The organism is Haemophilus sp. oral taxon 036 (genome assembly GCF_002998595.1).
Taxonomy (GTDB): Bacteria; Pseudomonadota; Gammaproteobacteria; order Enterobacterales; family Pasteurellaceae; genus Haemophilus; species Haemophilus haemolyticus_K.
The window spans coordinates 286,793-300,659 of record NZ_CP027235.1; the positions used below are offsets into that span (position 1 = coordinate 286,793).

Sequence of the window (13,867 nt, forward strand, 5' to 3'; positions counted from 1 at the left end):
TACACCATATTCCAGGAGTTTAATAATATGAACTATCTTCAATACTATCCCACTGATGTCATTAATGGCGAAGGTACACGTTGTACTTTATTTGTCAGTGGCTGTACCCATGGTTGTAAAGGTTGCTACAACCAAAAAAGCTGGTCATTTTCAGCAGGTGTATTATTTGATGAAGCGATGGAACAACAAATTATTAATGATTTAAAAGACACTCGCATTAAACGCCAAGGGTTGACGCTTTCAGGTGGCGATCCACTTCATCCCCTCAATGTAGAAACATTATTGCCATTTGTGCAACGCGTAAAACGAGAATGTCCCGATAAAGACATTTGGGTTTGGACGGGTTATAAGCTGGATGAACTAGACGAACAACAACGTGCTATGTTGCCTTATATTGATGTGTTAATTGATGGGAAATTTATTCAAGAACAGGCTGACCCAAGTTTAGTTTGGCGGGGTTCAGCAAATCAAATTATTCATCGATTTAAACTATAATATTACCGATATACCATTATTGCGTTTTTTTATTTCGCTCTAAAGATTTATGCTGAATCTGCACTATTTTTCCTTTTGCCTGAAAATATTCTCCAAGTTGTTGTGCTATATAAACAGAGCGATGTTTCCCACCAGTACACCCAATAGCGATAGTTAAGTAGCTTCTATTATTTTTTTCTAAGAGCGGCAACCATGTCTCTATATAATTTCGTGTAAGATAAATAAATTCATTCACTTCTGTATGACTATTTAAAAATGCCGCCACAGGGGCATCTAATCCTGTCATTGGGCGAAGTGCCGGATCCCAATGTGGATTGGGTAAGAATCGCACATCAAAAACATAATCTGCATCAAGCGGAATACCATATTTAAACCCAAAAGATTCTATAATAATTTTAAGTTCTTTTTCGCCATACCCACAAATAAACTCTCGTAATTTTTCTGCAAGCGTATGTGTCGAAAGATGTGTCGTATCAAGAATGAAATTAGCATGTTGGATTAGTGGCTCTAAATATTGATATTCTGCATCAATCGCAACTTCAAGGGACAGATCTTGAACAGAAAGTGGGTGTAAACGCCGAGAATCACTATATCGACGAATCAACGTACTGCGATCCGCCTCTAAGAAAATAATCCTAACCTGATGATGATTTTGTAATGTTGAAAGTGTTTGCTCTAACGTCGTCGCAGAATTTGGAATATTACGAATATCTAGACTAATCGCTACTGAAGATTGTGACTGAGAAAGAATCTGAGTTAATTGAGGTAGTAAATCAAAAGGGATATTATCCACACAATAATAGCCCATATCCTCCAAAGCGCGTAGTGCCACAGACTTTCCCGCACCAGAACGTCCGCTAATAATGATAATATCCATATGCCCTCCCACTCTTTATTTCTTATTCATTATTCTCAAAAGAGATATTTTCTGAGCTATCTGAAATTTCAAAAACCTGCCAAATTTCCTCTGCACTTTTTGCTGAACGTAACTGCTTCAAAAGATTTTTATCCGTTAGTCTTTCAGTTAAGAAAGATAAAATTGGCATATAGGTTGCGCACTGATTTTCAGGTACCAATACCGCAAATACAAGATCAACAAATTTACCATCTGATGAATCGTAATCAATCGGTGTATCTAATTGCATAAATACAGCTATTGCTTTGTCTGATAATGTTACAGGAATTTTAGCTTTAGGCATGGCGATACCATTTCCTAAACCTGAATTACCTAATTTTTCCCGTTCAAAAAGACATTCCAAACAAACTTGTTCACCTTTCTCATCATTAACTTGCTCAATGACAAAATGCGCAATAGATTCAAATAATCGTTTTTTACTGGAAAAACTTACCCCCTGACGAATATTCTCAGGGCTTAATAACTCGGTAACGTTCATCTTTATAACTTAAACTGATCACCAAGATAAACACGTTTAACATGCTCATCATTCATAACAGCCTCAGGCGTACCTGTCGCAATAATTTTACCTTCTCCAACAATATAAGCGCGTTCACACACATCTAAAGTTTCACGTACATTATGATCAGTAATTAGCACACCTAATCCGCGATTACGTAAATCAGTAATAATTTTCTTAATATCAGATACTGAAATAGGGTCAACACCAGCAAAAGGTTCATCTAATAAAATAAATTTAGGATTAGCGGCTAATGCTCGAGCAATTTCTACACGACGACGTTCCCCACCAGATAAAGATTGGCCGAGACTATCTCTAATATGACTAATATTAAATTCTTCGATTAATTCATCCGCTCTTTCACGGCGTTGCTCAGCGGTTAAATCTTTACGAATTTCTAAAACAGCCATCAAATTTTCATAGACGGTTAAACGGCGAAAAATAGATGCCTCTTGGGGTAAATACCCAATACCTCGCTGGGCGCGATTATGCATTGGAAGTAAACTAATATCCTCACCATCAATCACAATCTTACCTTGATCTTGGCGAACGAGCCCCACCACCATGTAAAAAGTCGTCGTTTTTCCCGCACCATTCGGCCCAAGTAATCCCACAATTTCATTTGAATTAACTTGAAGACTAACATCAGATACCACTTTACGGCTTTTATAGCTTTTCGCTAAATTCTCAGCAATCAAAACTGACATGATTACTTCCCTTTCGCTTTTTGTAATTGAGACGGAATTAACACTGTAGTCACTCGTGATTTCGCACCGCCATTGGCTCTAAGTTGCTGTTTCTTCACATCATAAGTGATAAGTTCACCATTAATTTTGCTATCTAATTGTTTCAACTCAGCATTACCTGTCAATGTTAAAAACTCCGTACCAAGATCATAGTGCACCTTATTAGCCTTCCCATCAACCAGTTTCCCATCGTCAAGTAATTGATGAAATGTAACAGGGCTACCAAAAGCATCAACAGTTTCTTTTTTACCTGAGTTTTCAGGTGGACGTGTAATCACAACCTTGCTTGCTTTAATTAAAATCGATCCTTGAGTTATCACAACATTATCCGTAAAAGTCACTACACTCTTTTCCATATCCAACGCTTGATTATCCGAAACGATATTAATCGGTTGATTTGTATCATCTTTAAGCGCAAAAGCTGATATGGATGTCATCATTAACGTTGTGAGTAAAAATATTTTATTATTTACGAACTTCATAATATGTTTTCACCTGTTCTTTTAAAGTAGCAACTTGTTGACGTAAATTGCCAACCATTTTTAATCCTGTTGAACTAAAATTTTGTCCATTAATCTTAACCATTGAGTCTGATGTCATATCCTGTGTTTTCAAATTGACAATTGCCATCTGAGTTTCTACACGCTGCAAATGAGAAGTTGGTTCCAAACTTTCCGCCACAACATCTCCCTCTAAATACAGCATTTCATCTTTTGTGAGCTTGGCTTTTTTAGCACTCAATTTCCAACTCTGTGATACCAAAGCATGAGCAACATCCTTTGCTTGACTAGTATTAGATGAATTAACATCGAATAAATAGACTAATGGCATCTCAAAATCAGTATGTCCATCTACAGTATAATGTTTCACATTATCCGCAAGAGAAACATATTGTTTTTTCCCTTCTGGTGAAAACACTGTTGTTTCCATTTTATTGCCAATATAATCGGGGCTATCTGGCTTTTTCACCAAATTTGATAAATCAGGTGCATCCCGATTCAGTGAATAAAACCAACCTAGTAAACAAAAAACAATAATACTTAAAATTACATTCCAACGAATATTCATTTTTTCTACTTTATTATCCGGATAAGTGCGGTTAAAAACGTTGATAGCACTGCTTGAGTCTCACAAAGCTAATCTTCCAGCATCAATGATTTCAGCATTTGATAAATATCTCGATATGCTTTTGAAGGTTTATTTTGTTCCCGCTCTTTCTGTGCAGAACGAATCAAATTACGTAATTTCTGGCGATCAGCTTCTGGATAATTATTTAATAAATTCGTCAATGCTATATCACCATTTTCGATCAACTCATCACGAATTTTTTCAATTTTATGTAACATCGCTTGCTGCTGATTATGCTTATTTTCGATTTTATCTAACGCTTCACGAATTGGGGCAATATCAATACCACGAAATAATTTTCCAATATATTGTAACTGACGACGGCGCGCCTCTTTTTGTAAACGCTGAGCAAGCTCAATGGCATCAAGCAAAGATTCATCAAGGGGAATTTTAGCTAAATTTGCTTTGGTTAAATTCACAATTTTTTCGCCAAGTTGCTTTAAATCTTCTGCATCTCGCTTAATTTCACTTTTACTTACCCAAATAATTTCTTCTTGCGCCTCATCTTCCCAATCAAAAGCTTCTTTCTTCTTACGTTTCGCCATTTTTTGTCCTTTATAAAAATTGGGGCGCATTTTACCATAAACTTTGAAAATAAGATAAAATGTTGCAAATTTTTAACAGGAAAAAACAATGAAAGCACCCGAAAATCAAACCGCACTTTTAAAAGCGCAGGAGCAAGAATTACGTCACGCTGTTAGTTTTGCAGTTGAATTAGCCCAAAAAGCTGGAGCCAGTGCCGAGGTGGCTGTAACCAAAGTAAGCGGCTTATCTGTTTCAACACGATTGCAAGATATTGAAAATGTGGAATTTACCAATGATGGAGCACTAGGTATTTCCGTTTATTTAGGACAACAAAAAGGTAATGCTTCTACCTCTGATTTAAGTGAAAATGCCATTAAAAATACTGTAGAAGCGGCACTTTCTATCGCAAAATATACATCACCCGATGATTGTACAGGACTTGCTGATGAGCAATTAATGGCCTTTGATGCGCCTGACTTAGCACTTTACCATCCTGCTAATATTGATGTAGAAAAAGCAACAGAACTTGCTCTCCGTACAGAAAAATCTGCTCTTGAAGCAGATAAACGAATCGTAAATAGCAATGGTGCAAGCTTTAATTCTCACACGGGTGTAAAAGTATATGGTAATACCTACGGTATGTTACAAAGCTATTTATCCAGTCGCTATTCATTATCTTGCTCAGTCATTGGGGGCATAGAAGGTGCATTAGAAAATGACTACGAATATACAATTTCCCGTGAGTTTGATCGACTTCAATCACCGACTTGGGTCGGTGAAACTTGTGCGAGAAAAGTAATTTCACGCCTAAATCCACAAAAACTTAATACATGTGAAGTACCCGTCATTTTTTTAAATGATGTTGCAACTAGTATTATTTCGCATTTAGCGGCATCAATAAGTGGCGGTAGTTTATACCGAAAATCAAGTTTTTTACTTGATAGACTAGGAACATCCGTCTTACCTGAATGGTTTAATATCAGCGAACGCCCCCATTTATTACGTACACTGGCTTCAACGCCTTTTGATAGTGAAGGAGTCCGCACACAAAATCGTGAAATTGTTGAGAATGGTATATTACAAACCTATTTATTGACCAGTTACAGTGGAAAAAAACTCGGAATGCCAAGCACAGGTCATGCAGGCGGGATTCACAATTGGCTTATTCAACCAAATTTAACGGGAGGATTAACCGCACTCTTACGTAAAATGGATAGAGGTCTATTAGTAACAGATGTTATGGGACAAGGAGTAAACCTTGTGACTGGTGATTATTCTCGGGGTGCATCAGGATTCTGGGTTGAAAACGGTGAAATTCAATACCCTGTCGCTGAAATTACAATTGCAGGTCAATTACAAGATATGTTGAAAAACATTGTTGCCGTATCAGATGATATAGAACATCGTTCAAACATACAAACCGGCTCAATTTTATTAGAAAAGATGAAAATTTCTGGAAACTAAAAAATATTTAATATTGATAATTATTCTTATTGACAGAAATTAAAATTCTGATAAGATACCCGCCATCTGTTAAGCGATTGCAGGTTGCTCCAACAGGTAGAGTAGAAAGTAAATTCGTTAGGGTTCAAAAGGCTGAAGATTAATCTTCAGCCTTTTTTATATTTCATCTTCCATCTCTAAATCTATCTTAAAAGAATCCAAGTTATTTATATTGAAATATAGAATAACACTCAGCGAGAAATTCTGATACACATGGCATAACGATCAATTTTTTTGTAGAATAGCAAACGATTACATTCCTTTTAAATTCACAAGGACATTTTATGAAAAAACACCATGTTGATGTTTTAATTGCAGAAAGCGATGTTCACTCTCGTATTGCAGAGCTTGGGGCCGAAATAACAAAACATTATCAAGAAAAACAAGTCAATAACCTTGTTGTTATCGGACTTTTACGTGGCTCATTTATGTTTATGGCTGATATTGTACGCCACATTCATTTACCTGTAGAAATTGAGTTTATGACTACTTCCAGTTATGGAACAGGGATGACAACAAATCATGATGTGCGTATCACAAAAGATCTTGATGGCGATATTAAAGGTAAACACGTATTAATCGTAGAAGATATTATTGACACGGGTTACACACTTGAAAAAGTACGTGATATTTTGAACTTACGTGATCCTGCAAGCCTTGCTATCTGTACCTTGCTTGATAAACCCTCTCGTCGCGAGGTTGAAGTGCCGGTAGAATGGATAGGTTTTGAAATTCCAGATGAATTTGTGGTGGGATATGGTATCGATTATGCACAACATCACCGTAATTTAGGCTATATTGGCAAAGTGGTTTTAGAAGAATAATACTCATCAAGCAAGTGCGGTCAAAATTTATAATGAATTTTGACCGCACTTATTCTTAACGTTTCGCTTTCTTAATAAACTTCATCAAACGTTTACGCTTACGCAATTGATTTGGAGTAAGTTTATTTTTACGCCCCGCAAATGGGTTCGAACCTTCTTGAAAAAGAAGACGAATTGGTGAGCCAATAATTTTCAAACTCTTACGATAATAATTAGATAAATAACGTTTATAAGAATCGGGTAATTTATCCATTTGGTTACCGTGAACCACAATAATCGGCGGATTATAACCACCTGGATGAGCATATTTTAATTTAATTCGACGACCGCCAATCATCGGAGGTTGGTGCTCATCCGTTGCCATTTGTAAAATACGAGTTAAAAGCGAGGTTGTCATTTTTTGAGTCGCGCAAGCATACGCTTCTTTAATCGAATCAAAAAGATTACCCACACCACTGCCGTGCAATGCGGAAATAAAATGCACACGAGCAAAATCAATAAAATCTAAACGACGATCAAGCTCAGATTTTACGCGGTCTTTCACATCTTGATCTAACCCATCCCATTTATTCACGACGATCACTAAAGAACGACCCGCATTTAAAATAAAGCCGAGTAAAGATAAATCCTGATCAGAAATGTTTTCTCTCGCATCAATAGTCAGTAACACAACATTAGCATCTTGAATCGCCTGTAAAGTTTTAATCACGGAGAATTTTTCCACCGCCAAATGCACCTTACCGCGTTTACGCACACCAGCCGTATCAATCAACGTATATTGCTGCCCATCACGCTCCATTGGGATATAAATACTATCGCGTGTCGTGCCTGGCATATCGTAAACCACCACACGATCTTCACCTAAAATACGATTGGTTAAAGTGGATTTACCGACGTTTGGACGACCAACAATGGCAATCTTAATATTTTTATCCTGCTCTTCTTCTGATTCTTCTAACGCCTCATCAAGTAAGGCTGTATCTTCTTCTGAATCAAAATCGAATTCTTGTTCCCATTCGTCTTGTTCTTCCTCAGAAGTGCGGTCATTTTCATCGGAATTTTCCATTTGTTCCGCAAAAGGCGCAAGTACTTGTTCCATTAACTGAGTGACCCCACGGCCTTGTGAAGCAGCGATTTGCTCAATTTCCCCTAAGCCTAACTGATAAAATTCAGCACAATGAGAATCCGCATCGATACCATCGGTTTTATTCGCTACCACAATCGTCGTTTTGTTTTGACGTTGACGTAAGTAATTAGCGATACCAATATCCGCTACCGTTAAACCCGCTCTAGCATCCACAAGGAAAAGAACAATATCGGCTTCATCAATAGCAAGCAAAGATTGTTCCGCCATTTTTTCTTCTACGCCCTCTTCGGTTCCATCAATCCCGCCAGTATCAATAACAATAAACTCATAGCCAGCAATATGAGCATGGCCGTATTTTCTATCACGAGTTAAACCTGGAAAATCAGCGACTAACGCATCTCGTGTGCGAGTAAGGCGATTAAATAATGTGGATTTTCCCACATTCGGGCGACCAACAAGGGCCACAACTGGAGTTGCCATAAAAAATCTCTTATTTTGTCAAAAATGGCGGCTATTATATCGGAAGTTAAAGGATTGGTAAAAAATGATTTCATAAAGAAAAGAAAAAGCCACAGGATACAATCCTATGGCTTTCTAAACACTGTTTATTTATCTATAACCTAACGTTATAATAATGTCGCTTTCAAGTCATCACCTTGAAAGCGAGTGTTGCGCTTTTTCGCAACGTTTGAAGAGGATAAGAAAATGATTAAACTCATTATCCTTGTCGTACTACTATTATTAGTGAGTTTACCGACTTACTAATAACACGACATACTAGGGAGTAGCAGCTCCCTAGTTCTTCAGATCTTAAAAGTTTACTTTATTTTTGTCAAGGATGAAGCAAATTTCAGATACAAAAAAAGCACCCTCAGGTGCTATCTTTATTTATCTTAATTGGCGGAATGGACGGGACTCGAACCCGCGACCCCCTGCGTGACAGGCAGGTATTCTAACCAGCTGAACTACCACTCCGAGATAAGATATTAATTTTAAATTGGCGGAATGGACGGGACTCGAACCCGCGACCCCCTGCGTGACAGGCAGGTATTCTAACCAGCTGAACTACCACTCCGCTAAGTGGTGCGTATCATAATGATGAACATAAATCTCGTCAATCTTTTTTTATGATTTTTTTATTGTATGATTAAATCCTAAACGATTAGTGAATAACCTCTTTGTCTAAACGTTTATCCCATAAACAATTATCACCGCTTTTTTTATTAATCATTTTAATAAATTCTAAATGCGCCAATAATTCATCTTCACTCGGTTGTAATACTTTCAAATTATGCGAAATATTCACCGCACTTCGTAAAGCTGAATCTTTATTGCCTGACATGGTTCGAATAAAATGTGATTCATTCACATCATTTTCATCAAACAAACTGGTTTGACCGCCTGTCATTGCCAAATAAACATCAGCTAAAATTTCAGCATCTAGCAACGCCCCGTGTAGCGTACGCTTACTATTATCAATATTCAAACGATCACAAAGTGCATCTAAGCTATTACGCTTGCCTGGATACATTTGACGCGCCATCTGTAGCGTATCTGTGACTAAGCAAATTTCATCAGTTTTCACATTAAGATTCAACTTACGAAACTCATAATCCATAAACCCTACATCAAAGGGCGCATTATGAATCAATAATTCTGCGCCTTTAATATAATCCAAAAATGGCTGTGCAATCTCATTAAATGAGGGTTTATCTGCCAACATTTCATCTGTAATGCCATGAACTTTAATTGCTTCAGGATCAACAGGACGATCAGGCTTAATATAAAAGTGAAAATTATTGCCAGTATAACGACGATTAATCATTTCTACCGCACCAATTTCAATAATACAATGTCCTTCATAATGCGCCCCTAACTGATTCATCCCCGTTGTCTCGGTATCCAGTACAATTTGACGATTTGGATTAACCATTTGTTCAACCTATTTCTTTCCTTTAAAATGAGGGTCATTTTACACAACAACGCTTTTGTTATGCAAAAACAGATTGAAATTTTTACTGACGGCTCCTGCTTAGGCAATCCTGGTCCGGGAGGAATTGGCATTGTCTTACGCTATAAGCAACATGAAAAAACCATTTCCAAAGGCTACTTCAAAACTACAAATAATCGTATGGAACTTCGTGCTGTCATTGAAGCACTGAATATTTTAAAAGAGCCCTGCCAAATCACACTCTACAGTGATAGCCAATATATGAAAAACGGGATCACGAAATGGATTTTCAATTGGAAAAAAAATAATTGGAAATCCAGTCAAGGCAAACCTGTAAAAAATCAAGACTTATGGCAAGCGCTGAACGAAGCCATTCAACATCATCAAATCAATTGGCAATGGGTAAAAGGGCATGCGGGACATCGTGAAAATGAAATCTGTGATGAATTAGCCAAAAAAGGGGCTGAAAACCCAATATTAGAAGATGAAGGATATTTTGAAACCTCAATATAAATACACAGCTTCGATGTATTTTTATACCACTTTACTTAAGCAAACGATTACGAAAGCATTTACTTGAACAAAAAATAAACAAAAATAGATGAAAAATGTGATCCTGATCAGATTTTTGGAAATTAAGCCTATAGAAGTGATTGACACAAAAAATGGAATTTGCAATGATTTGCACGTCTATTTAGGTGGTTGGACTACCATATAAGGAAAGAGTTCAATCATAGATAGTAAAACAACCATAAGGAATACAAATTATGAAAAAAACACTTGCAGCATTAATCATTGGTGCATTTGCAGCTTCAGCGGCGAACGCGACAGTAATCTATAATAATGAAGGTACTAAAGTTGAATTAAACGGTTCTTTACGTATCAACTTAGAAAAATCTAACCAAGATGGTATTAATAAATCAGGGAACTTAAAACGTCATACTCATTCAGGATTGAAAAATGATGGTTCTCGTTTTGAAATTAAAGCACGTCATGATTTAGGTGATGGCTATTACGCATTAGCACGTACTGAAGTACGTTTTGATGGTGATGAAAAAGGTCTTAAAAAGAAAGACAACGATGGTTTTGGTAATTTAACTACGAAACGTGCTTATGTTGGTTTAGGCCACAAAGAATTTGGTCAAGTAACTTTTGGTCGTCAAGTAACTATTGTTGATGACGTAGTGACAGCAGAAGACAAAACATACGGTCTAATTGAACAAGGTGATTACGTATCAAAAGAAGGAAAATCTGTTGTTCGTTACGACTACTATGGTATTGAAGGTTTACAATTAGGGGTTGGTTACCAATTTGCAGAACAACGCAAAGATAATAATGAAGTACTTGAAGGTTCTGTTCAAAACTCAAACCAATTTGGTGCTTTATATGAAAAAGATGGCATAATTGCTAAAACTGCGTTTGGTAGAACAAATTACAAAACTGGCAATACAGAAACTAAAGAACATAGAGATGGCGTTGTTGCTAGCTTAGGTTATGAGTTCAATGGTGTAACTCTTTCTGTGGATGGTGGTTACGCAAAAACCAAATTTAAAGATACCGATAAAAAAGAAACTCGTTTCTTTGTATCACCAGGTTTCCAATATCAAATTACTGACTTAAGTAAAGTATATGGTAACTATAAATATGAACAAATTAAAGGCACGGATAGTTCTAAAGATAAACAACACGGTTTCTTACTAGGTATTGACTATAAACTTCATAAACAAGTAGTAACCTACTTAGAAGGTAAATATCAAGTTACTAAATCTTATGACGAAGATGGTAAATACGTAGACGATAGCAAAGTTAAAGATAAAGCTATTGGCGTAGGTATCCGTGTATACTTCTAATTAGTTGATTAAAAACTACTGTATAAAAGGCGAATCAAATGATTCGCCTTTTTTATGTAATAAAAAATCTATTTATAACGAAAGTGCGGTAATAAAATAGTATTTTATTACCGCACTTTTTCCTATATTTTCACAGGCTTAACAATTTCGCTCGGATAGCACCCTAAAATCTTTAAATAATTACTATAATTTTTCAGCTCTTCCAAGGCTTGTTGCGTATCAGGATGATGAATATTCGCCTCAATTTCTAAATAGAACATTTCTTCCCATGGTTTACCATAGATTGGGCGAGATTCTAATTTTGTCATATTAATGTGGTGTTTTTTAAATACCAATAAAGCATCAACTAATGAGCCCACCTGTTGTGAAGTCGTCATCAACAATAGGGTTTTTGTTGGGATCTGAGAAGAAACCTCTCGAGGTGTCTTAGCAACCACAATAAAACGTGTAATATTATTTTCTTGATTAGCAATATTCGTTTTCAGAACATTCAAACCATATAATTTTCCACCGTCTTCATTACCCAATGCCGCAATATTAGGTTTATTCAAACTTGAAACTAATTGCATCGCATGGGAACTACTTTCGCAATATTCAATATGAACACGCTCAAGACTGTGAATAAATTGGCTACATTGTTGAATAACTTGAGGATGGCTATATAAGGTATCAATTTGGCTTAAATCTGTCATATCATTGACTAATACGCAATGTTTAATTGGATAAGCCAACTCTCCCACCAATGAAAGCTCTGTATGTTGAAGTAAATCATAAACTTCATTAATCGCACCCGAAGTAGTATTTTCTAAAGGAAGGATACCAAAATCAGCCTCACCATTTTGTACTTTTTCAAATACTTGCTCAAAAGATTGACAGCCTAATTCAATAAATTGTTTTTGGTAACGTGCCGCATAATTCCTTGCCGCAAGATTAGAATAAGATCCACGTTTCCCTAAAAATGCAATATGTAAATTTTGGCTACGCTGTTCATTTAATTTATTTTGTAGGTAAACTTGCTGCGTTAATACTGAATCTTCAATGATTTTTTGAAAAATTGATGTGATATATTGAGCCTCAAGTTGATAGTTCTCATTTTCAGCAAATTGAATCAATTCTTGCAAAAGCGCTTGTTCACGCTCAACATCTCGTAAAGCCTTTTGAGTGACTTCTTTGCTTCTTACAACATCAAAAGCTAAGCGATGACGTTCTGACAGCAACTTCAACAAACTACGATCAATTTGTGTAATTTGTTGCCGAATTTCTGATAATTCTAATGCCATAATGTTTTCCTATAAAATCTTCCCGAAATTAACCGCGCTTTTGCGCTTTACAATTAAAATACGTACTAAATAAAAAAGCTATACTTCTTATCAGAAATATAGCTTTTTCAACAAAAAAAGAATTAAATCAATACTTGAACAGGCGCTACATACCCTTGCGGTACTTGAGCTTTATCTTCAAAGGTGACAAATTCCCACGCTTCTTGATTAGCTAAAACAGCGCGAAGCAATTTATTATTCAAACCATGTCCTGATTTATAAGCTTTGAAATCACCAATGATGTTATAGCCAGCCATGTAAAGATCGCCGATCGCATCTAACATTTTATGGCGTACTAATTCATCTTTGAAACGTAATCCATCCTCGTTAAGAATACGATAATCATCTAATACGATGGCATTATCAAGGCTACCGCCTAATGCCAGACCTTGAGATTGGAGATATTCAATATCTTTCATAAAACCAAAGGTTCTTGCTCGGCTTATTTGATGAACAAATGCTTGAGCCGAAAATTCCATATCATAATTACGTACGTTTTTACCAATCGCAGGATGATCAAAATCAATAGTGAAATTTAAGCGGAAACCATTATAAGGCTTAAATTCAGCCCACTTATCACCGTCTTCTACACGTACATATTCTTTAATACGAATAAATTTCTTCGCTGCGTTTTGTTCTTCAATACCCGCATCCAATAATAAATAAATAAATGGGCTTGCACTACCATCCATAATAGGAATTTCTGGAGCATCGACTTCAATAATAATATTATCAATACCAAGGCCTGCTAATGCAGCATTTAAATGCTCAACTGTTGAAATACGCACACCTTTCTCATTTATTAAGGCAGTACAAAGCATAGTATCACGCACAGAATTAGGATCAGCAGGAAATGCCACAGCTGGATTTAAATCTGTACGGTAATATACAACCCCTGTATTTGGCATTGCAGGGCGTAAAGTTAATGTTACCTTTTTGCCACTATGCAAGCCCACACCAGTGACCTTAATGCTTTGTTTTAATGTTCTTTGTTTAATCATATTATTTACCCTTAATTTCAGGC

At 36.4% G+C, this 13,867-nt stretch carries 15 protein-coding genes and 2 tRNA genes; 5 read left to right on the forward strand and 12 right to left on the reverse strand.

Annotated elements, in window-relative coordinates; genetic code table 11:
- Nucleotides 1–27: 27 nt before the first annotated feature.
- The gene (gene nrdG / locus C3V42_RS01375) at nt 28–495 is read left to right on the forward strand and encodes an anaerobic ribonucleoside-triphosphate reductase-activating protein (RefSeq protein WP_106013389.1); all 468 of its coding nucleotides are present in this window, start codon (nt 28–30) and stop codon (nt 493–495) included.
- A gap of 16 nt (nt 496–511) precedes the next feature.
- Here nrdG and rapZ read toward each other — a convergent pair whose 3' ends face one another.
- From rapZ to yjgA, 6 genes are all read right to left on the reverse strand, one after another.
- Entirely contained in the window at nt 512–1,372 is an 861-nt protein-coding gene (rapZ, locus tag C3V42_RS01380) for an RNase adapter RapZ (protein WP_048954104.1), read from the reverse strand.
- A gap of 22 nt (nt 1,373–1,394) precedes the next feature.
- Nucleotides 1,395–1,889, reverse strand: coding sequence for a PTS IIA-like nitrogen regulatory protein PtsN (gene ptsN, locus C3V42_RS01385; protein ID WP_048954105.1), 495 nt, complete (start codon nt 1,887–1,889; stop codon nt 1,395–1,397).
- 2 nt (nt 1,890–1,891) lie between these two features.
- Nucleotides 1,892–2,617 (reverse strand): LPS export ABC transporter ATP-binding protein, encoded by a 726-nt coding sequence (gene lptB / locus C3V42_RS01390; RefSeq protein WP_106013390.1) that lies wholly within the window; start codon nt 2,615–2,617, stop codon nt 1,892–1,894.
- A gap of 2 nt (nt 2,618–2,619) precedes the next feature.
- Nucleotides 2,620–3,138, reverse strand: a complete 519-nt coding sequence (lptA, locus tag C3V42_RS01395) for a lipopolysaccharide transport periplasmic protein LptA (RefSeq protein WP_106013391.1) — start codon at nt 3,136–3,138, stop codon at nt 2,620–2,622.
- Nucleotides 3,122–3,724, reverse strand: coding sequence for an LPS export ABC transporter periplasmic protein LptC (gene lptC, locus C3V42_RS01400; RefSeq protein ID WP_106013392.1), 603 nt, complete (start codon nt 3,722–3,724; stop codon nt 3,122–3,124). Before lptC ends, lptA begins: the two co-directional genes overlap by 17 nt.
- 68 nt (nt 3,725–3,792) lie before the next feature.
- Nucleotides 3,793–4,329 (reverse strand): ribosome biogenesis factor YjgA, encoded by a 537-nt coding sequence (gene yjgA, locus C3V42_RS01405; protein WP_106013393.1) that lies wholly within the window; start codon nt 4,327–4,329, stop codon nt 3,793–3,795.
- An 88-nt stretch (nt 4,330–4,417) separates the two neighbouring features.
- Between yjgA and pmbA the strand changes: the two genes are divergently transcribed.
- A complete protein-coding gene (gene pmbA, locus C3V42_RS01410) occupies nt 4,418–5,773 on the forward strand; it encodes a metalloprotease PmbA (RefSeq protein WP_106013394.1) in 1,356 nt (451 codons plus the stop codon).
- Between the two features lie 323 nt (nt 5,774–6,096).
- Complete coding sequence (gene hpt / locus C3V42_RS01415) at nt 6,097–6,636, forward strand: hypoxanthine phosphoribosyltransferase (RefSeq protein ID WP_065264578.1); 540 nt, start codon at nt 6,097–6,099, stop codon at nt 6,634–6,636.
- 55 nt (nt 6,637–6,691) lie between these two features.
- Here the strand turns inward: hpt and der are convergent, their stop codons facing one another.
- The 4 genes from der to dnaQ all read right to left on the reverse strand — a co-directional run bounded on the left by der (nt 6,692) and on the right by dnaQ (nt 9,656).
- A complete protein-coding gene (der, locus tag C3V42_RS01420) occupies nt 6,692–8,203 on the reverse strand; it encodes a ribosome biogenesis GTPase Der (protein WP_106013395.1) in 1,512 nt (503 codons plus the stop codon).
- A 418-nt stretch (nt 8,204–8,621) separates the two neighbouring features.
- Nucleotides 8,622–8,698: transfer RNA gene (locus tag C3V42_RS01425), tRNA-Asp, on the reverse strand.
- Nucleotides 8,699–8,721: 23 nt separating this feature from the next.
- Nucleotides 8,722–8,798: transfer RNA gene (locus tag C3V42_RS01430), tRNA-Asp, on the reverse strand.
- An 87-nt stretch (nt 8,799–8,885) separates the two neighbouring features.
- The gene (gene dnaQ, locus C3V42_RS01435) at nt 8,886–9,656 is read right to left on the reverse strand and encodes a DNA polymerase III subunit epsilon (RefSeq protein ID WP_106013396.1); all 771 of its coding nucleotides are present in this window, start codon (nt 9,654–9,656) and stop codon (nt 8,886–8,888) included.
- A 60-nt stretch (nt 9,657–9,716) separates the two neighbouring features.
- Between dnaQ and rnhA the strand changes: the two genes are divergently transcribed.
- The gene (gene rnhA, locus C3V42_RS01440; RefSeq protein ID WP_048954113.1) at nt 9,717–10,187 is read left to right on the forward strand and encodes a ribonuclease HI; all 471 of its coding nucleotides are present in this window, start codon (nt 9,717–9,719) and stop codon (nt 10,185–10,187) included.
- A 254-nt stretch (nt 10,188–10,441) separates the two neighbouring features.
- Entirely contained in the window at nt 10,442–11,524 is a 1,083-nt protein-coding gene (locus C3V42_RS01445) for a porin (protein ID WP_106013397.1), read from the forward strand.
- Between the two features lie 122 nt (nt 11,525–11,646).
- Here C3V42_RS01445 and C3V42_RS01450 read toward each other — a convergent pair whose 3' ends face one another.
- A complete protein-coding gene (locus C3V42_RS01450; RefSeq protein ID WP_048954115.1) occupies nt 11,647–12,804 on the reverse strand; it encodes a chorismate mutase in 1,158 nt (385 codons plus the stop codon).
- A 122-nt stretch (nt 12,805–12,926) separates the two neighbouring features.
- Entirely contained in the window at nt 12,927–13,844 is a 918-nt protein-coding gene (gene lpxC / locus C3V42_RS01455; RefSeq protein ID WP_106013398.1) for a UDP-3-O-acyl-N-acetylglucosamine deacetylase, read from the reverse strand.
- Between the last annotated feature and the right edge of the window lie 23 nt (nt 13,845–13,867).